Origin of the sequence: Pseudomonas sp. M47T1, from assembly GCF_000263855.1 — a bacterium.
Classification (GTDB): domain Bacteria; phylum Pseudomonadota; class Gammaproteobacteria; order Pseudomonadales; family Pseudomonadaceae; genus Aquipseudomonas.
This window is the reverse complement of sequence record NZ_AJWX01000015.1, coordinates 31,936-54,509: the sequence shown is the minus strand read 5'-3', so window position 1 is coordinate 54,509 and position 22,574 is coordinate 31,936. Positions and strand designations below refer to the sequence as shown.

At 64.4% G+C, this 22,574-nt stretch carries 19 protein-coding genes; 11 read left to right on the top strand and 8 right to left on the bottom strand.

Translation table 11 applies throughout. The features are described 5' to 3' along the window. The first annotated feature begins 2 nt into the window (after positions 1–2). The 5 genes from tssE to PMM47T1_RS29880 are packed head-to-tail and all read left to right on the top strand — an operon-like array spanning position 3 to position 6,380. Positions 3–464, top strand: coding sequence for a type VI secretion system baseplate subunit TssE (gene tssE / locus PMM47T1_RS16460; protein WP_008370900.1), 462 nt, complete (start codon positions 3–5; stop codon positions 462–464). Then, positions 457–2,250 (top strand): type VI secretion system baseplate subunit TssF, encoded by a 1,794-nt coding sequence (gene tssF / locus PMM47T1_RS16455; RefSeq protein ID WP_008370899.1) that lies wholly within the window; start codon positions 457–459, stop codon positions 2,248–2,250. Before tssE ends, tssF begins: the two co-directional genes overlap by 8 nt. After that, a complete protein-coding gene (gene tssG / locus PMM47T1_RS16450) occupies positions 2,214–3,227 on the top strand; it encodes a type VI secretion system baseplate subunit TssG (RefSeq protein WP_008370898.1) in 1,014 nt (337 codons plus the stop codon). Before tssF ends, tssG begins: the two co-directional genes overlap by 37 nt. Then, positions 3,218–5,734 carry a type VI secretion system ATPase TssH gene (gene tssH / locus PMM47T1_RS16445; RefSeq protein ID WP_008370896.1) on the top strand — a complete coding sequence of 839 codons (2,517 nt, stop codon included), beginning with the start codon at positions 3,218–3,220 and terminating at the stop codon, positions 5,732–5,734. The genes tssG and tssH overlap by 10 nt, the downstream gene beginning before the upstream one ends. Before the next feature lie 55 nt (positions 5,735–5,789). Beyond that, entirely contained in the window at positions 5,790–6,380 is a 591-nt protein-coding gene (locus PMM47T1_RS29880) for a hypothetical protein (RefSeq protein WP_157213030.1), read from the top strand. A 141-nt stretch (positions 6,381–6,521) separates the two neighbouring features. Here the strand turns inward: PMM47T1_RS29880 and PMM47T1_RS29875 are convergent, their stop codons facing one another. Then, positions 6,522–7,004, bottom strand: a complete 483-nt coding sequence (locus tag PMM47T1_RS29875; RefSeq protein WP_157213029.1) for a hypothetical protein — start codon at positions 7,002–7,004, stop codon at positions 6,522–6,524. Between the two features lie 32 nt (positions 7,005–7,036). On the opposite strand from PMM47T1_RS29875, the gene tssI reads away from it, so the two are divergent. Together tssI and PMM47T1_RS16425 are read left to right on the top strand one after the other, a co-directional pair. Further along, positions 7,037–9,046, top strand: a complete 2,010-nt coding sequence (gene tssI, locus PMM47T1_RS16430) for a type VI secretion system Vgr family protein (RefSeq protein WP_008370894.1) — start codon at positions 7,037–7,039, stop codon at positions 9,044–9,046. Between the two features lie 8 nt (positions 9,047–9,054). Further along, positions 9,055–9,603: a toxin-antitoxin system YwqK family antitoxin gene (locus tag PMM47T1_RS16425; RefSeq protein WP_008370892.1), complete on the top strand. Its 549-nt coding sequence runs from the start codon at positions 9,055–9,057 to the stop codon at positions 9,601–9,603. Positions 9,604–9,607: 4 nt separating this feature from the next. Here PMM47T1_RS16425 and PMM47T1_RS16420 read toward each other — a convergent pair whose 3' ends face one another. From PMM47T1_RS16420 to PMM47T1_RS16410, 3 genes are all read right to left on the bottom strand, one after another. Next, positions 9,608–10,003 (bottom strand): DUF4280 domain-containing protein, encoded by a 396-nt coding sequence (locus tag PMM47T1_RS16420; RefSeq protein ID WP_008370891.1) that lies wholly within the window; start codon positions 10,001–10,003, stop codon positions 9,608–9,610. A 124-nt stretch (positions 10,004–10,127) separates the two neighbouring features. Next, a complete protein-coding gene (locus tag PMM47T1_RS16415; protein WP_008370889.1) occupies positions 10,128–11,003 on the bottom strand; it encodes an NAD(P)-dependent oxidoreductase in 876 nt (291 codons plus the stop codon). Continuing rightward, on the bottom strand, positions 11,000–12,301 hold the full coding sequence (locus PMM47T1_RS16410; protein WP_008370886.1) for a C4-dicarboxylate transporter DctA: 1,302 nt from the start codon (positions 12,299–12,301) through the stop codon (positions 11,000–11,002). Before PMM47T1_RS16410 ends, PMM47T1_RS16415 begins: the two co-directional genes overlap by 4 nt. A gap of 172 nt (positions 12,302–12,473) precedes the next feature. On the opposite strand from PMM47T1_RS16410, the gene PMM47T1_RS16405 reads away from it, so the two are divergent. Then, positions 12,474–13,586 carry an HlyD family secretion protein gene (locus PMM47T1_RS16405; protein WP_008370884.1) on the top strand — a complete coding sequence of 371 codons (1,113 nt, stop codon included), beginning with the start codon at positions 12,474–12,476 and terminating at the stop codon, positions 13,584–13,586. Further along, positions 13,583–15,151: a DHA2 family efflux MFS transporter permease subunit gene (locus tag PMM47T1_RS16400; protein WP_008370882.1), complete on the top strand. Its 1,569-nt coding sequence runs from the start codon at positions 13,583–13,585 to the stop codon at positions 15,149–15,151. Before PMM47T1_RS16405 ends, PMM47T1_RS16400 begins: the two co-directional genes overlap by 4 nt. 39 nt (positions 15,152–15,190) lie before the next feature. Here the strand turns inward: PMM47T1_RS16400 and PMM47T1_RS16395 are convergent, their stop codons facing one another. After that, positions 15,191–16,129, bottom strand: a complete 939-nt coding sequence (locus tag PMM47T1_RS16395) for a site-specific integrase (protein ID WP_008370880.1) — start codon at positions 16,127–16,129, stop codon at positions 15,191–15,193. A gap of 167 nt (positions 16,130–16,296) precedes the next feature. Here PMM47T1_RS16395 and PMM47T1_RS16390 point away from each other — a divergent pair, with 167 nt between their 5' ends. Both PMM47T1_RS16390 and PMM47T1_RS16385 read left to right on the top strand, forming a co-directional pair. After that, entirely contained in the window at positions 16,297–17,919 is a 1,623-nt protein-coding gene (locus PMM47T1_RS16390; RefSeq protein WP_008370877.1) for an NADP-dependent glyceraldehyde-3-phosphate dehydrogenase, read from the top strand. Between the two features lie 139 nt (positions 17,920–18,058). After that, positions 18,059–19,123 (top strand): MFS transporter, encoded by a 1,065-nt coding sequence (locus tag PMM47T1_RS16385; RefSeq protein ID WP_443216101.1) that lies wholly within the window; start codon positions 18,059–18,061, stop codon positions 19,121–19,123. Positions 19,124–19,174: 51 nt separating this feature from the next. Here the strand turns inward: PMM47T1_RS16385 and PMM47T1_RS16380 are convergent, their stop codons facing one another. The 3 genes from PMM47T1_RS16380 to PMM47T1_RS16370 all read right to left on the bottom strand — a co-directional run bounded on the left by PMM47T1_RS16380 (position 19,175) and on the right by PMM47T1_RS16370 (position 22,531). Then, positions 19,175–20,356 carry an acetyl-CoA C-acetyltransferase gene (locus PMM47T1_RS16380; RefSeq protein ID WP_008370874.1) on the bottom strand — a complete coding sequence of 394 codons (1,182 nt, stop codon included), beginning with the start codon at positions 20,354–20,356 and terminating at the stop codon, positions 19,175–19,177. Positions 20,357–20,443: 87 nt separating this feature from the next. Beyond that, positions 20,444–22,042 (bottom strand): GMC family oxidoreductase, encoded by a 1,599-nt coding sequence (locus PMM47T1_RS16375; RefSeq protein WP_008370872.1) that lies wholly within the window; start codon positions 22,040–22,042, stop codon positions 20,444–20,446. A gap of 3 nt (positions 22,043–22,045) precedes the next feature. After that, complete coding sequence (locus tag PMM47T1_RS16370) at positions 22,046–22,531, bottom strand: sugar dehydrogenase complex small subunit (RefSeq protein WP_008370870.1); 486 nt, start codon at positions 22,529–22,531, stop codon at positions 22,046–22,048. Positions 22,532–22,574 lie beyond the last annotated feature (43 nt).

The following is a 22,574-nucleotide window of genomic DNA, read 5'->3' as shown; positions in this document are numbered from 1 at the left end:
CCGTGCCAGCCCTGCCCGGCCAAACCTTCGAGGCGCTGCGCGCGCCGCTGTTCGAACGCCTGGCCTCAAGCCCGGAAGAACGCCTGGGCGCCCTGCGCCCGGCGTTCGACCACGCGGCCCTGGTGGACTCGATTTGCCAGGAGCTATCCAACCTGCTAAACACGCGCCGCAGTGAGCGCGGCAGCATTTCGCTCAGCGTGGTGGACTACGGCATTCTTGACTGGGCCCACTTGCAGGCCCAGCGCAGCACCGACCGCAACCAACTGTCGCGGGAAATACGCCGCGCCATCCAGCATTTCGAACCGCGGCTGCAGGTAGCCGAGGTGGAACTGGTACCCCATACCGAGCACCCGCAGCAACTGGCCGTGCGCTTGCGTGGCTGCTTGCGCAGTGGCCAGCAGCACTGGCCGCTGGTGTTGGTGATCGAACAGACCGGCCATGGCCTGGAGGTGCGCCATGAGTGACTCCATCGACAGCCAGTTGCTGGAATACTACCAGCGGGAACTGACCTGGTTGCGCCATGCCGGTGCCAACTTTGCCGCCCAGTACCCCAAGGTGGCGCGGCGCCTGGAACTGTCCCCCGGTGAATGCCCCGACCCGCACGTGGAGCGCCTGCTGGAAGGCTTCGCGCTGCTGGCGGCACGGTTGCAACGGCGCCTGGACGACGACTACGCAGAATTCAGCGACGCCCTGCTCGAACAGCTATACCCCTTGGCCCTGCGGCCCCTGCCCTCATGCGCCATTGCCCAGTTCGAGCCCGACCCCGGCAAGGGCGACCTCACCGCTGGCTACCGCCTGCCCCGAGACACACCGCTGTTCGTGACCACCGATAAGGGCGACAGCCTTCACTGGCGCACCACCGCCGAGGTGCAACTGTGGCCCGTGCGCATCGACCAGTTGCTGATGCTCGACGCCGATGAGACGCGTCGTCTGACGGGCATCGCCCAGGCACGCTCGGCCTTGCGCGTCAGCCTGCGCTGCCTGGGCGAGGTGCGCTGGGCCGACCTGTCGCTGCAGCAGTTGCGCCTGCACCTGTGCGCCTCACCGGTGATCACCGCTCAACTGTACGACCTGCTCGCCGCCCATTCGGTGCAGGTGTTCAGCGCCGCGCCCGATGGGCCGTTGCACGCCCATGCCGGCCTACCCGGTATTGTCGGTTTTGCCGATGACCAGGCACTGCTGCCCGAAGAAGACGGCGTGCACCCCGCGTTGCGCCTGCTGGCGGAGTACTTCAGTTTTCCCGACAAATTTCATTTCTTTGACCTGCCCATGCAGGCCGTGAGCGAAGACACCCAGCACCTGGACCTGTACATCGTCTTCGACCAGGCCCCACCCAGCCGCCTGCGCTTGCAGGCCAGCGACCTGCAATTGGGCTGCGCGCCGGTGATCAACCTGTTCCCGCGCACCTCGGAGCCAGTGCGAATCGACGGCACCCGCAGCGAGTACCGCCTGGTTGCCGACAGCCACCGCGAGAACAGCGTGGAAATCCATAGCATCCGCGCCCTGCGAGCCAGCGGTGCGCAGCGCGCCGAGTTGATCGCGCCCTACTACGGCAGCCAGCACAGCCAACAGCCCGGCAAACGCTATTGGCATGCGCGGCGGGTCAGCGGCGTCACCCCGCTGCGGCTGGGCAGCGACCTGCTGGTCAGCCTGGTGGACGCCGGCTTCAAACCTCTGGCCGAAAGCGGCGAATACAGCGTCACCGGCGAGCTGTGGTGTACCAATCGCCACCTGGCCCAGCAACTGGCCGCCGGCACCGTGCTGGGCTTCGAGCGCCCGGGGCCGGTGGCCTGGGCACGCCTGCGCAACCCGCCCACGCCGCAAAGTCAACCGGCCCTGGGTGGTGCGTCGCGCTGGCGGCTGGTGTCGCAATTGACGCTCAATCACCTGTCCCTGGTGGAGGGCCCCGACGCGCTGCAGGCCTTGCAGGAAATGCTCACCCTGCACGACCTGCGCGGCGAAGCCAGCGCCCGGCGGCAGATCGATGGCATCGTGCGCATGGTCTGCGAGCGGGTGCTGGCGCAAGTGGGCGTGGACGCCTGGCGTGGCTGGCGCAATGGCCTGCAAGTGAACCTGACCCTGGACCCGCAGCACTTTGTCGGCAGCAGCGCGGTGTTGTTCTCTGCGGTGCTGGCGCAGTTCTTTTCCCTTTATGCCAGTGCCAACCGCTTCGTGCGCACGGTGCTGGTCACGTCTGACAAGGAGATCAAGGCATGGCAACCGGAAGCCGGGAGGCCGCTGACGCTGTAAGCCTGCGTTTGCGCCAGACACCGCAGGCCTTCGAGTTTCTCCAGGCGCTGCTGATACTCGAACAGGAACGGCCCAACGCCGAGGCCCTGGGCACCGGCACCGCGCCCCATGCCGAGGCATTGCGCCTGCGCGGGCCGCTGACGCCGGTGTTTGCGCCCAGTGAAGTTCAGCGCCTGGAGCAGACAGACGACCAGCCGCCCGTAATGACGTCGCCGATCTTCGGCCTGGGGGGGCCGGACGGCCCCCTGCCCTATGCCTATCAGGAATGGCTGCAACAACGTGCGCGCCTCAAGGACGACGCCCCGGCGGCGTTTCTGGACCTGTTTCAGCACCGGTTGCTCAGCCTGTTGTACCGGGTGATGCGCAAGCACCGCGTGGCCATTGGTTTCACCCCGCCCGATGCCAGCCCCGTGCAACGACAACTGCGCGCCCTGACCGGGCTGTTGCCGCACACCCTGCAAGAACGCCAGGCGCTGCCCGATGCCGCCGTACTGGCGCGCAGTGCGCTGTTTGCCGGCGGGCGGCGGTCGCTGGCCGGTTTCGCCGCCATCGTCCGCCAGCACTTCGGCCTTTGCGCCGCCGCCCATGCCTACGAAGGCGCCTGGCGGCAGGTCCCGGTCGCCAGCCGCAGCGTACTCAAGGTGGGCGCGCGCAACCTGACCCTGGGCCGCACCGCCGTGGCCGGCACCTGGGTCTGGGACGAGCATGCCGGCGTCCGCCTGGAACTGGGGCCGCTGAGCCGCGAGCAGTCGCGGCGTTTCCTGCCCGGCGCGCCGTCGCACCTGGAGTTGGCCGACCTGCACGCCCTGTATTTCGGCCCGGACCTGGACTGCACCCTGGTGCTGCGAGTGCGGGGCCGCGTGCCTCTGATTCTCGGCCTGGCGCACCTGCGCTGGGGCGGCGGGCTGCTGCGCGAAGCCGACGGCGAAGAAGAACAACTGACCCTGACCCTGCACGGAACGCCCACATGGAACTGAGTGGCCTGATCGGCCGCCTCAACCCCGCCTGCCGCGCCGCCCTGGAGCGCGCCGCCCAACGCTGCCTGCTGCGCACCCACCACTTCGTGGAAATCGAACACCTGCTGCTGGAAATGCTCGAGATCGAAGGCGGCGACCTGGCCTGCTTGCTGCCGCGCTTGGGCCTGGAGCGCGATGCCGTGGCCAGCGAAATCAACCGGTCGCTGGAGATGTTCAAGGCCGGCAGCACCCGCACGCCGGCCTTGTCACCCCACACCATCGGCCTGCTGGAAGACGCCGTGGTGCAGGCCAGCGTGCTCAATCTGCCGGCCATTCGCTCCGGCCTGCTGTTGCTGGCCCTGTTCGAACGCGACGAGCGCCGGGCGTTGCTGCTCAACAGCGCCTCGTCGCTGCTGCGTATACCACGCGAAACCCTGCGCAATCAGTGGCTGGAATGGACCGAGGTGTCCCGCGAGTCCACCGGTAGGAAAAACATTGTTGCTGCCGTGGTCTCGCAACTGGACCAATACACCCAGGACCTCACCGCCGACGCGCGCAACGGCCGCATCGACCCCATCGTCGGGCGCGACGGCGAGATTCGCCAGTGCATCGACATCCTCCTGCGCCGCCGCCAAAACAACCCCATCCTGGTGGGCGCGCCCGGTGTGGGCAAGACCGCGGTGGTCGAAGGCCTGGCCCTGCGCATCGCCGCCGGTGACGTACCGCCGTCCTTGCAGCAAGTGACCTTGCGGGTACTGGACTTGGGCCTGTTGCAGGCCGGCGCCGGGGTCAAGGGCGAGTTCGAACAGCGCCTCAAGGGCGTGATCGACGCGGTGGCCAGCGCCGAGAAGCCGATCATCCTGTTCATCGACGAGGCCCACACCCTAATCGGTGCCGGCGGTGCCGAGGGCGGCAGCGACGCGGCCAACCTCCTCAAACCGGCCCTGGCCCGTGGCGAACTGCGCACCCTGGCCGCCACCACCTGGCTGGAATACAAGAAGTACTTCGAGAAAGACCCGGCCCTGGCTCGCCGTTTTCAATGGGTGCACGTGGAAGAGCCCGACGAAATCACCGCCGTGGAAATGCTCCGTGGCGTGGCCACCAAACTGGAGCAGCACCATGGTGTGCAGGTGATGGACGCGGCCATCCATGAAGCGGTGAAATTGTCCCACCGCTACATCTCCGGCCGGCAACTGCCAGACAAGGCCATCAGCGTGCTCGACACCGCCTGCGCCCGGGTGGCTCTGGCCCAGCACGATGTGCCACCGGCGCTGGAAAGCCTGCGCCACCGCGAGCAAAGCCTGGGCGAAGAAGTCGAGCGCTTGCGTCGAGAGCAGGCCACCGGGCTGGATCACCGCGAGCGCATTACCCTGCTGGAAAGTGAATCGCTGCACAACCAGCGCGCCATGCGCGAACTGGAAAGCCGCTGGGGTGAAGAGCGCGAAGCCGTGCGCCTGCTGCTGGCTGCTCGCCGCGAACTGCTGGCCCTGACCGAACAGGCCGACGGCACGCCGGACACCGACGACCGCCTCGACGACCTGGCGGCCGAACTGCTGCGCCTTGAAGCCGGACTGGACGCCATTCGCCAGGACGACCCGCTGGTGCCCGAACAGGTCGACGCCAAGACCGTGGCCGCCGTCATCGCCGGCTGGACCGGCATCCCCGTGGGCAAGATGCTCGCCGACGAAGCTCACGCCGTGCGCACCGTGGGCCAGCGCATGGGGCAACGGGTGATGGGCCAGACCACCGCGCTCAATACCATCGCCCAGCGCTTGCAGGCCTACCGCGCCGGGCTCACCGACCCGCAGAAACCGGTGGGTGTGTTCCTGCTGGTGGGGCCCACCGGCGTGGGCAAGACCGAGACCGCCTATGCCCTGGCCGATGCCCTGTATGGCGGCGAACGCAACCTGATCAGCATCAACCTTTCCGAATACCAGGAGGCGCATACCGTCAGCCAGCTCAAAGGCGCACCACCCGGCTATGTGGGCTATGGCAGTGGTGGCGTGTTGACTGAAGCCGTAAGACGCAAACCCTACTCGGTGGTACTGCTGGACGAAATCGAAAAGGCCCACCCGGACGTACTGGAAGCCTTCTACAACGTGTTCGACAAAGGCGTGATGGAAGATGGCACCGGGCTGGTGGTGGACTTCAAGAATACCGTGATGCTGGCCACCAGCAATGTCGGGGCCGAGTTGCTGCTGGATACGCCCGCCGCTCAACTGGGCTCTGATGGGTTCAACGAAACCCTTCGCCATGTCCTGCTTAAAGCCTTTCGCCCGGCGTTTCTGGCACGCATGACGGTGGTGGCCTATCGGCCGCTGGACCAAGGCACGCTGGAAGGGATTGTGCTGGCCAAGCTTGAAAAGCTGCGCGCGCGGTATAGAGCGGCGACGGGCAAGCAGTTTGAGTTTGATGACCGGATAGTGAAAGCGGTGCTCGCCAAGTGCAGTGGCGCTGGGGCCAGGGATATTGAGAATGTGTTGATGACGCAGGTGACGGGGAAGTTGGCGGAGTGGGTGTTGGAGTAATGAAAATACTTTTAAGGATATCTATATGTGCATAATCCCAGGATCACGGTTATTTTTGAGAGCAGACCACGACCCATTTATAAAAGGAAAATTACCCGATATCAAAACACCACCCTCCGGCCACATGAATTATGACGGAAATCTTAATTATGATCAATCAGGGTATTTGAGCCTGTTCGAATACAAGCGCGACCAAGTCACTTTCCCCGATGGGCAAAATAGCCGGCAGAGCGCATGGTACGCGATAACGCAGCTATACAAGACATACGTGCATCTTGTGTTTATTCCACCAGACGTTCCAGAGGTACGACTCAGTGAGGACAACGTAAAAGTAATCCCCGACAGCGGGCGAGCGCCTTGCCTGTACAACACTGATAATTGTTCTCCGCCGGGAAAAATCAATGAGTATGGCGATGTCATTTCCCACGCGAATCGTTACATCAATGAATTTCTCTACAGTGGGCAATGGGCACAAGGCATGCGAGTCATTACCGTAAAACAGGATTCTGCTATTTTTGGCCTCCTCCAGGAAAGAATCCCGCTCAATGAGTTTATAAAAACAATTGACGCTCATTGGCCGTGCAACAATCGAGATGATTCCAACCCCGACGCTGGCGGACCGGGCTCTGCAATGGCAGTTAAATAGGACAGTTACCCGGTCACCAAGCAGGTCGAATCCTCCAAACTAAAGCCAGACAGGGAGATCACCCAATATGCCTCTTGACTCTACCACCAGGGCATTACTTAAACCCAAGTACGGGAAATTTCCGGGACCTAACTCGGCAACCTATGACAAGGGCGTAAAAACGTCAAATCTACTCACGTTGAACGGCGTGAACACCCCCGGCGCCATCGCTATCGGACTCTCGACATCAGGATGGCTGTACATCGGATTTTCCCCGTCACTCCAAAAAAAATTGCTCGATAAAAAAACAAAATCAACTTTATCCCGTGGCTGGCGCAGGCATCGAAAGCCGGACTGAAAGCCAAAAAAGTTTGGATCTGCACCGACGTAGAAAAGCAAATCGCTAAATCGTCTGTAAACCCGGGCTGCGCTGAAAAAAAAGTAATCACCTCCATTCGGAAATTTGGGGATTCGCTTGCTGACATTTCCATCGTCCAACATCCCGTGGATGGGGATAACCAGATTCTGTCCGCGTATGAGGCGGTAGGCGATCGATTCGGCATGTACATTGTTCCTTGCGACTGCTGTTTGAAAATAGCAACAACCTACCTTTAAATTTAAGGAGCGAGGAACCACGTATTGCACGTGCAACGACTCTCAGCCTCCGAGGCCCATCGATGCCCCGCACCACCGACACAAGTACATCTTTGTCCCTCACCGCCTCCTCCCTCTCAGCCCTCTACCCCGAGGCGCTGTCCGGCGAGGAGGCGTTGAACGCGTTCGGCACCCACATACTTTACGGCCTCAACGACGGCACCGCCCTGACCTTGCCCGACGCCATCGCCACCCACGTCACCGCCACCTTCCACAACGACGCCCTCACCCGCCCCTTCGACGCCCTGGTGGCTGAGATCCGTCAGCTTCCGGCCGACGCCACCGCCGAGCGCTACCAATTGCTGCTGCGCCCCTGGCTGTGGTGGCTGACGCTTGCCAGCAATAACCGAGTGTTCCAGAACTTGAGCACTTCAGACATTGTCACCACGATTTTCAAGGCCCACGGCTTCACCGATTTCAAGCTGTCCCTGACCGGCAGCTACACACCCCGCGAGTACTGCGTGCAATACGGCGAGACCGACTTCGCCTTTGTTTCGCGGTTGCTGGAAGATGAAGGCATTTTCTGGTTTTTCACCCACCAGGCCGGCACACACACCCTGGTGCTGGGCGACAGCAATGACGCCTTCGTGCCGATGCCCAACGGGCCGACAGTGAACTACGTGGGCCAGCAGGTTGGTGTACGCGAGATGCACGGCATTCGGTCCGGGCAGGTGTGCGTGCAAGCGGTGGCTGGGGTGTGCCGGGCCACGGACTATGAGTTCACCACGCCGACCACCTCGCTGTATGGCCAGGCCGAGGCCGTGGCCGGCCCGCGCTCGATTTACGAGCACCCCGGCGGCTACAGCGTCAAGGCCCGCGGCGATGCGCTGACCAAGCAGCGGGTGGACGCCCTGCGCAGCCAGCAAAAACGCTTTGTGGGTGACAGCGATTGCCGCTGGCTGATACCCGGCCACTGGTTCACCCTGGCCGGCCATGAAGACGCGGCGCTGAACATTGATTGGGTGGTGACCTCGGTCAACCACGAGGTGGATCACGAGCAGTACCGCAACCGCTTCGAGGCCATCCCCAAGGCCACAGCGTACCGCCCTGCCCGTGTTACACCTAAGCCGCGCATGCACACGCAGACCGCGCTGGTGGTGGGCAAGGCCGGTGAGGAAATATGGACCGACCAGTATGGCCGCATCAAGATTCAGTTTCCCTGGGACCGCGACGGCAAGAACGATGAGGCGTCGTCGTGCTGGGTGCGCGTGGTGCTGCCCTGGAGCGGCAAGGGCTTTGGCATGCAGTTCGTGCCGCGCATTGGCCAGGAGGTGATCGTCACCTTTATCGATGGCGATCCTGACCGGCCGCTGGTGACCGGCTGCGTGTACAACGGTGACAACACCCTGCCCTATGCGCTGCCGGCCAACCAGACGCAATCGGGCATCAAGACCCAGTCGTCCAAGGGCGGCGGCGGGTTCAACGAGTTGCGCTTCGAAGACAAGAAAGACGCCGAAGAACTGTTTTTGCAAGCGCAGAAAGACCTGAAGATCAACGTGCTCAACGACACCACCGCCACTGTCGGCCACGACGAGACCCTGACGGTGCAGAACGCGCGGACCCGCACGGTGAAGGACGGCGACGAGACCGTGACCCTGGAGAAAGGCAAGCGCAGCGTGACTATCCAGGCCGGCAGCGACACGCTGGACGTGAAGGACACCCGTACCGTTAAGGTGGGCAGCAACCAGGTGCACAGCACCGGCGGCAACTACGAACACAAGGTGGCGGGCAATTACAGCCTGACCGTGGATGGCAACCTGAGCATCAAGGTTACCGGCACCCTCACCCTGCAGAGCGACGGCAGCCTGCTGATCAAGACCAGCGACAGCCTCACCGCCCAGGCGGCCATGGATCTGACCCACAAGTCCGGCACGGCCTTGACCAACCAGGCCGGCACGGCGTTATTGAACAAGGCCGCCACTACGCTGACCAATGATGCCGGCATCAGCCTGGTCAACAAGGGCGGCGCCGAACAGACGGTGGACGGCGGCGGCATGTTGACCATCAAGGGCGGTATCGTCAAAGTCAATTGAGGCGCCACATGGCAACCCGAACGCACGTCGATATACAGCGCGGTGACAGCACCCTGGCAGGCCAGCAGGTGGATGGGCAATTGCAGGGCCCGGCGCAGGTCGACGAAGCCAGCCGGCCGCTGGCGCGCCTGAGCTACGACCAGGGCGAACTGAACGGCCCGGTGACGATGTATCACCCCAACGGCAAACCCAGTGCGCAGATGCCCTTTGCCCACGGCAAGGTGCATGGGCTGGCGACGTTTTATTCGCCCGAAGGCGCCTTGCAGCGCAAGGCCCGGTACCAGCGCGGACTGCTGCATGGCGAGGCCTGCACTTATTTCCCCCACGGCCAGTTGGCTGAGCGCGAGGTGTATCGCGAGGGCGTACGCGATGGGCTATGCGAACGATTTCACGGCAACGGCCGGCTGGCCTTCAGCGCCCATTACCGCCATGGCCAATGCGTGGGCGAAGCGCAGCCGTACGGCGAAGATGGCCGGCCATTGGACGCACAAGGCAAGCCCATGCCGTGGTGGCGCTGGTGGTGGGTGAAGCATGCGCAAGACCGGTGTAGCGGCTAGCCGATCAGGGGATCAACATCTGCACTTGCCCCGGCACCACTACCTTGATGGCTCCCGCCCAGTTGCACATCAACGTGCTGTTGGCGTCGATGGCCGGCATGTTGCCGATCAGCAGGGTCGGTGCGCCGCCGGGGATCCATGGCGCGGCGGTGGCCGGGATGCACGGCATGGGCGTCAACACCCCAAGGGCTGCGGCGGTAGCAGCGGCAACCATGGGGTTGGCCAGGCTCTGGCACACACCGAAGGTGGGAATGTTGACCAGGGGGATGTGGTCCATGATGGTGGCCGCCGGCATGCCGCTGGTGAGCGTGCGGTTGACCGGCAATACGTTCAGCGCACAGGGCGCTGCGCCGAACGAGCATTGCAGGGTGGCACCGGAGCAGACTTGCGGGCAGGACATGGGGTTAACCTCCGTGTTTGCCCATAGCGTAGCAGCGGCTTTGCACCATGACGCGATAAGCGCATTCACCCCGTCTACGGTCTGGCGGCAGCGCCTACAGAGAACTGGGGGCGGGGTGACTGTGTCAATCGCCCAGGGTATCGACCAAGGTCGTCCAGTTGAACGGCAGGGTATCGGCATAGGTCATGCCCTGCTGCGCCATGCGCTCCACCAGGCCGCGCTGGGTGGCAACGATGGCGTGACTCATGTGCGGGGTGACGCCCACGTCGGCGGCGGTCTTGGCCACTTCTTCCATTTCCTCGGCGCGCCGACGGCCATGCTCGGCCACGCGGCTGATCAGGTAGTGCGGCAGGTCGGCGTCCCAGCCCATGCTGGGGAAGCTTTTGTGCAGTGAGGCCAACACCGCGTCTTCGGCGCCATACTGGCGGGCCGTGGACAGGCATTCGGTGGTCAGCGCCTCCAAGCCCTTGATCATCACGCTGCGGCACATCTTGATGGCCGAGGCCACGCCGATGTCATCAGCCACCACACGCACATTGAAGCCCAGCGGCGTCAACCAGGCCGCGACCTGCCCGGCACGCTCGCCGCCCAGCAGAATCGGGGTTTTCAGGCGTTGCGGCGGCACCGGGGCCATGACGGCTGCGTCCACGTAGCGGGCGCCCGCGGCATTCACCGCCGCGCAGGCGGCCCGCTTGGTGTTGGGCGCCACCGAGTTAATGTCCATGAACACTTGCGCCGGGGTCATCAGGTCGGCCGCCTGCCGCGCCACGTCCAGGGCAGAACCGGCGGTGACAGCGCTAATGATCAGGTCGGCACCGGCCACCGCTTCGGCGGCGCTGGCACACAGCACCACCCCGGCGGCGTCGGCACGGGCGCGCAGCGACTCGCCGAGACGGTCGTAAGTGCTGACGTACAGGCCCTGGGCAGCCAGGTCCTGGCCAAGAATACCCCCGGCTTCACCGAAACCGATCAGGGCAATACGAAGACTGTGGTCTGTCATTTGGAGTTCTCTGGCAAGGTGGAAAGAGGCGCCGCCGGGGCGCGATCAGGGAAAGCGAGGTAGGCGTCGAACTGCTGGCGATCGAACAGCTTTTCCCAACGGCAGATCACAAACACCGCCACGCTGTTGCCGATGACGTTGGTGGTGGACGTGGCGATGGCCAGCACCCGGTCGATACCGAACAGCAGCCCCACCGCGCCCATGGGCAGCACACGTACGGTTTGCAAGGTGGCCGCCAGCTTGATCACCGCACCGCCGGCCGAACCGGCGCCGCCCTTGGACGTCAGCAGCATCACCGCCAACAGGCTCAATTGCTGCCCCAAGGACAGCGCGGTGTCAGTGGCCTGGGCCAGGAAACCCAGGCCGCAGGCCATGTACAAGCACGCGCCATCAATGTTGAAGCTGTAGCCGGCTGGCAGCACGAAGCCCACCACCGCCTCGTCGCAGCCAGCCTGCTTGAGCTTGTCGACCAGGCGCGGGAACGCTGCCTCGCTGGAGGCCGTGCCCATGGCGATGATCGCCTCTTCCTTGATCACCCGCAGTATCTTCAGCAGCGAAAACCCGGCCAGCGCTGCCACGCTGCCCAGAATCAGGAAAATGAAGATCAGCACGCTGGCGTAGTAGGTGAAGATGTAGCGCAGCAGGTACAACAGGGTCGAATGCCCATAACTGCCCACGGCCGCCGCCATGGCCCCGAACGCCCCCAGCGGTGACAGGCGCATGATGTAGCCCAGTAGCTTGAAAATGACCGTCTGCCCTTCATTGAGCAAACGCAGGCCCACCCAGTCAGGCTTGGCGCACTGTGCCAGGGACACGCCTACCAGCACCGAGACGAACAGCACGGGCAAAATCTCGCCATCGACAAACGCCGCACCCAGGGTGCGCGGAATGATCGACAGCAGGAAATGGCTCAGGCTGAAACTGTCCGCCGCCAGCGCCGCGCTCTGCCCCGCTGCTTCGCCAGTGAGGGTGTCGGCCATGTGCAGGTGCAGGCCGTCGCCGGGGCGCACCAGGGATACCACCACGAAGCCGGTAAGCATGGCCAGGGTGCTGACCACCTCGAAATACACCAGGGTCTTGATGCCGATGCGGCCCAGGCGGCGGAAGTCACCGATGTGGGCGATGCCGTGGACCACGGTGAAAAAGATGATCGGCCCCAACAGCATCTTCAACAGCGCGATGAACGCCGTGCCCAGCGGTTTCATCTGCACTGCGACGTCGGGAGCCAGAAGCCCCAGGGCGATGGCCAGGGCCATGGCGATCAACACCTGGATGTACAGTTTGCCAAGCCATTTCATGGCGTACCTCATTGTTGTTTTTATGTGCCTTGAGGCTCGCATGGATGGCTGCGGCGGAAAAATGCATTCGTTTGTGAGGGGTATGCGTTTTGTTTATGGAAAACAATACTGGACGGCTTGATATTACGGTCATAATATTATGACCATCAGCCCATCCCGATGGACCCTCGCCATGACCAGCCTCACCGCCGCCGACGCCCCTGTCACCACCGCACCCAGCAAGACCCGCAAACGCCTGCTGCTGACCCTGGGCGCCCTGCTCGCCCTGATTCTGCTGGCCATGTATGGACTGCACTGGTGGACCACGGGGCGTTTCATGCAGAGCACCGACGACGCCTACATCGGAGCCGACGTGACCGTGGTGGGCCCCAAGGTGTCCGGCTACATTGCCCAGGTGCTGGTCACCGACAACCAACGGGTCAAGGCCGGCGACCTGCTGGTCAAGATTGACGACCGCGATTACCGCGCGGCCCTTGCCAAGGCACAAGGCGCGGTAGCGGCGCAACAGGCCCTGCTGGCTAATCTGGACGCCACCGAGCGCCTGCAACAGGCGGTGATCGACCAGGCCAACGCCGGCATCACCGTGGCCAGCGCCGAGCAGGTACGTTCGCGCAATGACAACCTGCGTTACCAGACCCTGCAGAAGACCTCGGCCGTCTCCCTGCAGGACGCCCAGCAGGTGGACGCCACCTTCAAGACCGCCCAGGCCAACAGCGCCCGCGCCCAGGCGCAGCTGCTGGCAGCCCAGCGCCAGATACAGGTGATAGACACGCAGAAACTGCAGGCCCGCGCCGCCCTGCAGCAGGCGGACGCCGACCTGGACATGGCCAACCTCAACCTGGGCTACACCGAACTGCGTGCGCCGGTGGACGGTGTGATCGGCAACCGCCGCGCGCGGGTGGGCGCCTATGCCGCCGCCGGCACTCAGCTGCTGTCCGTGGTACCGGCCAGTGGCCTGTGGGTGGACGCCAACTTCAAGGAAGACCAACTGGCCGCCATGCAGGCCGGCCAGCGCGTGGAGGTGAGCGCCGACGTACTGCCCGGCAAGGTCTTCCATGGCCGCCTGGACAGCCTGGCGCCGGCCACAGGCGCGCAGTTCAGCGTGCTGCCGCCGGAAAACGCCACCGGCAACTTCACCAAGATCGTCCAGCGCGTGCCGGTGCGCGTGCTGCTGGACCCGGTGGATGGCCAGCTCGGTCAACTGCGCCCCGGGCTGTCGGTGACCGCCGAAGTAGATACCCGTGGCGAACTGGACGCCCATCAAGCCCAGTCCAGCGCACCATGAGCGGCGCGGTGCCGTTCGACGCCGCGTCCATGCCCACCGCGCAAAAGGTGTTCGCCTTCGCCGCCATGTGCGTGGGCATGTTCATTGCGCTGCTGGACATTCAGATCGTCTCCGCTTCCCTGCGCGACATTGGTGGCGGGCTGTCGGCCGGCGCCGATGAAACCGCCTGGGTGCAGACCAGCTACTTGATCGCCGAAATTGTCGTCATTCCCCTGTCGGGCTGGTTGTCCCGGGTGTTCTCCACGCGCTGGCTGTTCTGCGCCTCGGCGGTCGGCTTTACCCTGGCCAGCCTACTGTGCGGCGCGGCCTGGAACATTCAGAGCATGATTGCCTTCCGTGCCCTGCAAGGGTTTCTGGGCGGCTCGATGATTCCGTTGGTGTTCACCACGGCGTTCTTCTTTTTCACTGGCAAACAGAAGGTCATCGCCGCGGCCACCATTGGCGCCATTGCGTCCCTGGCGCCGACCCTGGGGCCGACCATCGGTGGCTGGATCACCGACCATTATTCCTGGCACTGGCTGTTCTACATCAACCTGGTGCCCGGTATATTCGTGGCCGTGGCGGTGCCGATGCTGGTGCGCATCAATGAACCGGACCTGAGCCTGCTCAAGGGCGCCGATTACCTGAGCATGGTGTTCATGGCGCTGTTCCTCGGTTGCCTGGAATACACCCTGGAAGAAGGCCCGCGCTGGAACTGGTTCAGCGACAGCACCATCCTCACCACGGCGTGGGTCTCGGGGCTGGCGGCTTTGGCCTTTATCGGCCGTACCCTGTCGGTGAGCAACCCGGTGGTGGACCTGCGCGCCCTGGGCGAGCGCAATTTTGCCCTGGGCTGTTTCTTTTCGTTCGTGACCGGCATCGGCCTGTTTGCCACGATCTACTTGACACCGCTGTTCCTGGGGCGCATTCGCGGCTACAGCGCACTGGACATTGGCCTGGCGGTATTTTCCACGGGGGTGTTCCAGATACTGTCGATTCCGCTGTATGCCTTCCTGGCCAACCGCGTGGATCTGCGCTGGATCATGATGGCCGGCCTGGGCCTGTTCGCCTTGTCCATGTGGGACTTCTCGCCCATCACCCATGACTGGGGTGCCAAGGAGCTGCTATTGCCCCAGGCGCTGCGCGGCATGGCCCAGCAACTGGCGGTGCCGCCCACGGTGACCCTGACCCTGGGCGCCTTGGCGCAGTCACGGCTCAAGCAGGCCTCGGGGCTGTTCAACCTGATGCGCAACCTGGGCGGCGCCATCGGCATTGCCGCCTGCGCGACCCTTCTCAACGACCGCACCAACCTGCATTTCACCCGGCTGGCCGAGCACCTGAACAGCACCAACGAAAACCTCAACCACTGGCTTGGGGACGTGGCGGCCAACCTTGGCCAGATGGGCCTGGACGGCAACGCTGCGGCGTTGCGGCAACTGTGGAACCTGACCTACCGCGAGGCGCAGACGCAAACCTATTCGGACGCGTTCCTGGCGATCATGGTGTGCTTCGTGATTGCCACGGCCATGGTGCCGCTGATGCGCAAAGTGGTGCCGCCGGCCACGCCGTCTGCCGATGCGCACTGACACAGCGTTTGGCGGCCTTACGCTGCTAAAGGAGGGGCATTACAGGTCGTAGCGGTCCACTGCGCGGCGGCGTTCGTTGTCGTCGCGCACGTCGTAGTTGGCGGTGGTCTGGATGTTGGTGTGGTGTGCCAGCTTCTGCGCAATCGACAGGTCGTGTTCCTCGATCACCCGGGTAATGAACGAACGACGGAAGTCGTGCGGCATGATTTTCACCCCCACCTGGGCACCGCGCTGGCGGGCGATATAATAGATGGCGTGCTTGGTGATGCGCTCGCGGGTGATGTGGCTGCCACGGCGGATACGGTTGAACAGGAAAGTGTCGTCCTGCTCGCCCTCACCCAGGTGCTCGCGGCGGTAGTCCAGCCAGGCATTGAGCTTGTCGAAGGCCCAGGCCGGGGCGTACTTGACCAGTTGCTTGTTGCCCTTGCCCGTCACCTGCAGGCTGCGCTCGTGGAAATCGATCTGCGTCAGCTCCAGGTTCACCGACTCGGATTTACGCATGCCCGAGCCATACAGAATCGCGATCACCGCCGCATCGCGCAGGCCTTGCGGGCGTGGGTCGGCGGCGCAGACGTCCATCAACTCGCGAATCAGCGTGCGCTTGAGGTTACGCCCCTGGCTCAGGCGCGTGCCGGCGGCGGGCTTGACCGAGCGCATTTTCAGCAGGTGGTCCTGGTCGATCAGGCTCAACCGCCAGGCCTCGTTCATCACCCCGCGAATGGCGTTGACGTACAGCGACGAGGTATTGGGCGCATAACCGTCTTCGCGCAACGCCGCCACCAGGCCGGTGATGTGCCCCGGTTGCAGCACGTGCCACGGCACGTCACGAATGTCAGTGTCGGCAAACCCCAGGCGATCGGCAGCATCCTGCAGCACGTACTTCATGGTCAACTGGCTGGACGGTACCAGGCGGGCCAGGTACTGCACCAAAGGGTTCTGCACATCGGGCAGCGGTTCGAAAGCGGGAGTATCAGGCAAAACGCGGGGTTCCTCGTGGGGTTCAGAGCGCGGTTATCTTAACAGCCCTCGCCCTGCTGAAGTGCACACGCAAAAAACCCGACCTATTTTAGGGCTGACACGTTTCAGCCGATCGGCAATAGCGCTATGCTGAAATCTTTGTCCCGGTCATCCATGGAGGTAGCGTCATGAGCCAAGATCCACTGAGCAGTCTGTACCCCACAGCAGCGGATATCCCTGAGCAGTACCGTCTGAGCGGGCAGGTAGAGCAACGCGACTATCTGGTCGACGGCGAACTGCGTCGCTGGGACGGCCCCTTGGCCACCGTGCGCAGCCCGATTTTCCTGAACACCCCGGAAGGTGATCAGCAGGTCATCCTGGGCAGCACGCCGCTGCTCGATGCCGACACCGCCCTCACCGCCCTGGACGCCGCCGTGCGCGCCTACGACAAGGGCCGCGGCGCCTGGCCGAACCTGCGCGTGGCCGAGCGTATTCGCCACGTGGAAGGTTTCCTGGCGCGCATGCGCGAGCAGCGCGACGCCGTGGTCAACCTGCTGATGTGGGAAATCGGCAAGAACCTCAAGGACTCGCAGAAAGAGTTCGACCGCACCTGCGACTACATCGTCGACACCATCAACGCCCTCAAGGACGTTGACCGCAAGTCCAGCCGCTTCGAACTGGAACAGGACACCCTGGGCCAGATCCGCCGCGTGCCACTGGGCGTGGCCCTGTGCATGGGCCCCTACAACTACCCGCTGAACGAGACCTTCACCACCCTGATACCGGCGCTGATCATGGGCAACACCGTGGTGTTCAAACCGGCCAAGTTTGGCGTGCTGTTGATTCGCCCGCTGCTGGAGGCTTTCCGCGACAGCTTCCCGGCTGGCGTCATCAACGTCATCTACGGCAGTGGCCGCGAGACCGTCAGCGCCCTGATGGCCAGCGGCAAGATAGACATCTTCGCCTTCATCGGCACCCACAAGGCCGCCAGCGACCTGAAGAAGCTGCACCCCAAGCCGCACCGCCTGCGCTCGGCCCTGGGCCTGGACGCCAAGAACCCGGGCATCATCCTGCCGGAAGTGGACCTGGACAACGCCGTCAACGAAGCCATCACCGGCTCGCTGTCGTTCAACGGCCAGCGCTGCACCGCGCTGAAGATTCTGTTCGTGCACGAGAACGTGGTGGGCAGCTTCATCGAAAAATTCAACCAGAAGCTGGCGGCGCTGAAATCCGGCATGCCGTGGGATGCGGGCGTGTCACTGACGCCACTGCCTGAGTCGGGCAAGACCGAGTACCTGTCGGGCCTGGTCAGCGATGCCGAGTCCAAGGGCGCCAAGGTAGTGAACCCCGGTGGCGGTGCCATTCGCGGCAACTTCTTCTACCCGGCCGTGCTGTTCCCGGTGACCCCGCAGATGCGTGTGTACGAGGAAGAGCAGTTTGGCCCGGTGGTGCCAATCGTGCCGTTCCGTGACCTGGAAACCGTGATCGACTACGTGCTGGAGTCGGACTTCGGCCAACAGGCGAGTATCTTCGGCACCGACGCCACCCAGGTGGGCAAGCTGGTGGATATTTTCGCCAACCAGGTAGGCCGCATCAACATCAACGCCCAGTGCCAGCGCGGCCCGGACACCTACCCGTTCAACGGCCGCAAGAACTCGGCCGAAGGCACCCTGTCGGTGTTCGACGCCCTGCGCACGTTCTCGATCCGTACCTTGGTGGCCACCAAGTTCCAGGACGCGAACAAGACGTTGATCAGCGACATCATCCACGACCGCAAGTCGAACTTCCTGACCACTGACTACATCTTTTGATGCAGTGCCGGGCAAGCCGTCAAGGCTTGCCCGGATCCACTTTCTCACGGCATGATGCTCCCCCGTTCCCTGGGTGGAGAGTGCAGTGCCCAGCGTTTCGCAAACCGCCGATCGACAATCCCGCTACGCCGCTCTGGTCATGGCCCTGTGCCTGCCAAGCGACGTCCTGCTGTACTTGCTGCTGCCCATGCAGCCCCAGGCCTTCGGCATCACCCTCGCCCAGGCCGGTGTGCTGCTGGCGGCGAATCGGCTGGTGCGCATCGTGGGTTACAGCCAGGTCGTGCGGTTCTACGCCCGCAACGGCGACCGCCTGACCAGCATGATCGCGGCGGCTGCGGCGGCCGTGTGCGCGCTGGGCAATGCCACGTTTTCGGGGTTCGCCTGGTTGCTGGGGCTGCGGCTGGTGTGGGGCCTGTGCTTTGCCGCCTTCAACCTGTCCACCCAGGTGATGGCCACCCATGAACCCGGCGGCGCCGCGCGGCGCTCTGGACGGGCACGGGCGCTGGCGGCCATCGGGCCGATGCTGGCGCTGCCGGCGGGTGCCGCGTTGAGCCTGTGGCTGGGCCCGCGGGCGATCTTTTTCATTCTGGCCGGCACTTGCACCCTGGGCTTCTTCGTGGCCCGGCGGTTGCCCGCCCTGCCCCACGCCATGAACAGCGGCGGCAAGCGCTTCAAGGCGCCGGACAGCGTGGCAGTGTGGTCCTTCATCGAAGGCGTGGCGCTGGACGGGCTGTTCATCTTCGGCCTGTCGTTGCAGGCGCAAAAGGTGCTGGGCGGCGACGCGATGATGATCGCCGGCGTGCTGATGGGGCTGCGCTATTTCTCCGAACTGGTCCTCAGCCCCCTGGGCGGCTGGGCCGCGCAACGCTTTGGTGCCACCGCCATGCTGCTGGTGTTCTCCATCAGCAGTGCGCTGGCACTGACGGTGTTCGGCAACCACTGGGTGATTGTCGGTGGCGCCGCAGTACTGGTGCTGCGCGCCCTGCAACTGCCGCTGGTGGCCACCCTGGTGGCCGAGCGCAACCCCGGCCCCGGCCGCGTGCAGGCACTGGCCTCCAACGCCGTGTGGCGCGACGTGGGCGCCGGCCTCGGGCCGCTGTTGGCGGGCATCCTGCTGCCGGTAGCCTCCGCCCCCTGGGTATTCGGCCTGGCCGGCCTGGCGATTGCACTCAGCGCCCTGGCGTGCCAGCGTCGGCGCGTGTAAAGCCTCCAGGGCCGCGGCGCCCGGTTCGCGGCCACGGGCCGCCACAGGGGATCAAACGCGTTCGAGCGCCAACGCCACACCCTGCCCACCACCAATGCACAACGTCGCCAAGCCCTTGTGCACGTCACGCTTGATCATTTCATGCAGCAAGGTCACCAGCACGCGGCAACCCGATGCACCAATAGGGTGGCCCAGGGCAATGGCGCCGCCGTTGACGTTGACCTTGGCGCTGTCCCAACCCAGTTCCTTGCCCACCGACAGCGCCTGGGCGGCGAAGGCTTCGTTGGCTTCGATCAGGTCCAGTTGCTCCAGGGTCCAGCCGGCCTTGTCCAGGCAGCGGCGCGTGGCGCTGACCGGGCCGATGCCCATGATGGCTGGGTCGACGCCGGCATTGGCGTAGGCGGCGATGCGCGCCAACACCGGCAGGCGCAGTTGCTGGGCCTTGGCGGCGCTCATCAGCATCACGGCGGCAGCGCCGTCGTTCAGCGACGAGGCATTGCCGGCGGTGACGCTACCGTCTTTCTTGAAGGCCGGCTTGAGCTTGGCCAGGCTGTCGGCGGTGGTGCCGGCACGCGGTTGTTCGTCGGTAGCGAAAGCGAGGGGGTCGCCCTTGCGCTGGGGAATCAGGATGGGGGTGATTTCCTCGACGAAGCGCCCGCCCTCGATGGCAGCGGCGGCCTTGGCTTGCGAGGCCGCGGCGAAGGCATCCTGGGCTTCACGGCTGATGCCGTATTTTTCCACCAGATTCTCGGCGGTAATGCCCATGTGGTAGTCATTGAAGGCATCCCACAGGCCATCGCTGATCATGCTGTCGATCATGTTGGCGTGGCCCATGCGCAGGCCGGTGCGGGCACCGGGCAGCACGTAGTTGGCCAGGCTCATGTTTTCCTGGCCACCGGCGATGATCACCTCGGCGTCGCCGCAGCGAATGGCCTGGGCGCCCAGGTGCAAGGCCTTGAGGCCCGAGCCGCAGACCTTGTTCAAGGTCATGGCAGGCACGGCCACCGGCAGCCCGGCCTTGATGGCCGCCTGGCGGGCGGGATTCTGGCCACAGCCGGCGGTCAGCACTTGGCCGAGGATGACTTCGTCCACGTGGCTGCCGTCCAGACCGGTCTGGGCCAGCAACTGGCGGATGACCGCGGCGCCCAGGTCAACGGCGGGGATAGCGGCCAGCGAGCCCTGGAAGCTGCCGACCGCAGTACGGGTGGCGGCGACGATGACGACGTCTTGCATGGTGGAAACCTCATTGTTATTGGACGTATGGAACCCATTGTCGAGGATGCAGATTATTTTGATAAGTTTGTTTTTTAAAGCAGTTATTCAGCTTTGCTTATCAATGATGGCCCCGGCACTGCGCAAGGCCAATGCCACCGCCGTCAACGTCGAGTTGACGGTGGCCGAGGTGGGCATCACCCCGGTGCCGCACAAGAATAGATTGTCATGCTGATGGCAGCGGCCCTCACCATCGCACACTGACGTGGCCGGTTCATTGCCCATGCCCAGCGTGCCGGTGATGTGCTGGTTGTTGGAAAACGCTCCCGGCTTGCTATGCCGCAGGTTGGTGCCGCCCATCAACTGCGCAATACGCAGGAAATCCTGACGCGAGGCCTCGGCGCCGCGCCGGGTGTAGTCGTCGATAGCGTAATGCAGCCGCGGCGTGGGCAAGCCCAGCGTGTCGCGACGGTCACTCAGGGTTACTCGGTTGTCGGGGTGTGGCAACAATTCCAGCACGTCCTTGACACTCATTTCAAAGGCGGCGCGGTGGCGCAATTGGGTCTTGAATTCGGCACCGTAGACGCCAGCCTTGAGCAGTGCTTGGGTGGCGGTGTCCACCCGCGACACGTTGGTGAAATCCAGGCGGTAGGCGGCGCGGTGGCGGCGAAAGTCGCCGTCGCGCAGGGTGTTGATGGAGCTTGGGCTCTGCGGGCCGCGGCCCAGCCACAATGCTTCGTCGGCATCGAAGCTGAGCGAGGTACTGGGGTGGTCCATGAGGTTGCGGCCCACCTGGCCCGAACCGTTCGCCAGGCCATGGGGGAAACGGTCGCTGGCCGACATCAGCAGCAGCTTGGGGCTTTCGATACCGTTGGCGGCGAGGATGAAGGTCTGGCCGGTGACCCGGTACGCCTGCTTGTCCGGGTCATAATAGTGGGCGGCGACGATACGCCCTGACGCGTCGTGCTCCAGCCGATAGACCACCGCTCGGGTTTGCAGGCGCACGCCCGCGGCCAGCGCCTGCTGGATGGCAATGCCGCCGTGGTACTGGGCATTGATCGGGCAAATGGGCTGGCAGCTGTTGCTGGCGCAACACGGCGGGCGGCCGTCGTAGACTTGGCTGTTGCGCGCCGCCGTGTTGCCCACCACGGCGTAGGCCGGCGCCAGGCGCTCGCGGATGCGGGCCATGGCGTACGGCTCGGCCACTGGCGCCATGGGCAGCGGCTGGCTGCGCGGCGAGCCGGTGTTGTCGGCGCCAGACACGCCCATCAGCCTTTCGGCGTCCTGGTAGAACGGCTCAAGGTCGGCGTAGCTGATGGGCCAGTCCCGGCCCACGTCGTACAGGCTTTTCATCTGGAAATCGTTGGGCAGCAGGCGCCAGGCCTGCGCGGCCCAGTGCCAGCTGGTACCGCCCACGCCACGGATGTACTGGGTTTCGTAGGGGTACGGCCCGGCCTGGTCCAGGTAGCCGTTGGGCTCGGGCTGGTAGAGGGGGTGCGGTGCCCAGTCATGGTAGGGGTACGGCGCCAGCCAGTCGTGCTTGCGCGGTGAGGCGCGAAAGGCTGCCACCACCTGAGCGTGTTCGATCTGCCCGCCCGCCTCCAGAATCAGCACCGACGCGCCCTGCTGCGCCAGGCGTCGCGCGGCGGTGGCACCGACGATGCCGCTGCCAATCACCACCACGTCCGCGCTCAGGGTATCCGTCATGGCCTATGTCCCCAGCGGTTTCGAAGCCCAGACGCCGTAGCCACCCAGGGCGTAACTGGGCGGTTGCAGCACGTCGCTGACCATCTGCGCGTTGAGGGCGTTTTCATAGGCGACGCAGCGAGCTTGGACGCCGCTGCCGACAATGCCCATGAACCAGCCACGGGCCATGGCTCGGGGGACATGAGCCAAGGGCGATTGCTCGGCGTCGAGGCTGGGTTGCAGTGTGGCGGCGTCGAGGTGGCGGGCTTCGATCAGGGCCAGCACCTGGGTGACCTGGTCGCTGAAACCGGGATGCAGTTCGCTCAAGGCCTGTTGCAGCGCATCAGCCAAGGCCCGGTCGAGGGCTTGCTGGCCGGCGATCAACGCGGACAGGGCAAGGAAATCGCCCTGGTCGGCGGTGTCGATCGGCGCGGCCAAGGCAAAGGGAATTTGCGCGGCCGTCCAGGCGCCCAGCAGGGCCTTGAGCAGGGTTCGGCGGGGGTGATCCATGGCGTCCATTCTCCGGGGCATCGCTGTTGGAACACGGCGAGGC

Bases quoted from the DNA above. Each gene is read 5' to 3' on its own strand.
- tssF (WP_008370899.1), top strand. From the start codon at position 457: ATGAGTGACTCCATCGACAGCCAGTTGCTGGAATACTACCAGCGGGAA.
- tssG (WP_008370898.1), top strand. From the start codon at position 2,214: ATGGCAACCGGAAGCCGGGAGGCCGCTGACGCTGTAAGCCTGCGTTTG.
- tssH (WP_008370896.1), top strand. From the start codon at position 3,218: ATGGAACTGAGTGGCCTGATCGGCCGCCTCAACCCCGCCTGCCGCGCC.
- tssI (WP_008370894.1), top strand. From the start codon at position 7,037: ATGCCCCGCACCACCGACACAAGTACATCTTTGTCCCTCACCGCCTCC.
- PMM47T1_RS16425 (WP_008370892.1), top strand. From the start codon at position 9,055: ATGGCAACCCGAACGCACGTCGATATACAGCGCGGTGACAGCACCCTG.
- PMM47T1_RS16420 (WP_008370891.1), bottom strand. From the start codon at position 10,003: ATGTCCTGCCCGCAAGTCTGCTCCGGTGCCACCCTGCAATGCTCGTTC.
- PMM47T1_RS16415 (WP_008370889.1), bottom strand. From the start codon at position 11,003: ATGACAGACCACAGTCTTCGTATTGCCCTGATCGGTTTCGGTGAAGCC.
- PMM47T1_RS16410 (WP_008370886.1), bottom strand. From the start codon at position 12,301: ATGAAATGGCTTGGCAAACTGTACATCCAGGTGTTGATCGCCATGGCC.
- PMM47T1_RS16405 (WP_008370884.1), top strand. From the start codon at position 12,474: ATGACCAGCCTCACCGCCGCCGACGCCCCTGTCACCACCGCACCCAGC.
- PMM47T1_RS16400 (WP_008370882.1), top strand. From the start codon at position 13,583: ATGAGCGGCGCGGTGCCGTTCGACGCCGCGTCCATGCCCACCGCGCAA.
- PMM47T1_RS16390 (WP_008370877.1), top strand. From the start codon at position 16,297: ATGAGCCAAGATCCACTGAGCAGTCTGTACCCCACAGCAGCGGATATC.
- PMM47T1_RS16385 (WP_443216101.1), top strand. From the start codon at position 18,059: ATGGCCCTGTGCCTGCCAAGCGACGTCCTGCTGTACTTGCTGCTGCCC.
- PMM47T1_RS16380 (WP_008370874.1), bottom strand. From the start codon at position 20,356: ATGCAAGACGTCGTCATCGTCGCCGCCACCCGTACTGCGGTCGGCAGC.
- PMM47T1_RS16375 (WP_008370872.1), bottom strand. From the start codon at position 22,042: ATGACGGATACCCTGAGCGCGGACGTGGTGGTGATTGGCAGCGGCATC.
- PMM47T1_RS16370 (WP_008370870.1), bottom strand. From the start codon at position 22,531: ATGGATCACCCCCGCCGAACCCTGCTCAAGGCCCTGCTGGGCGCCTGG.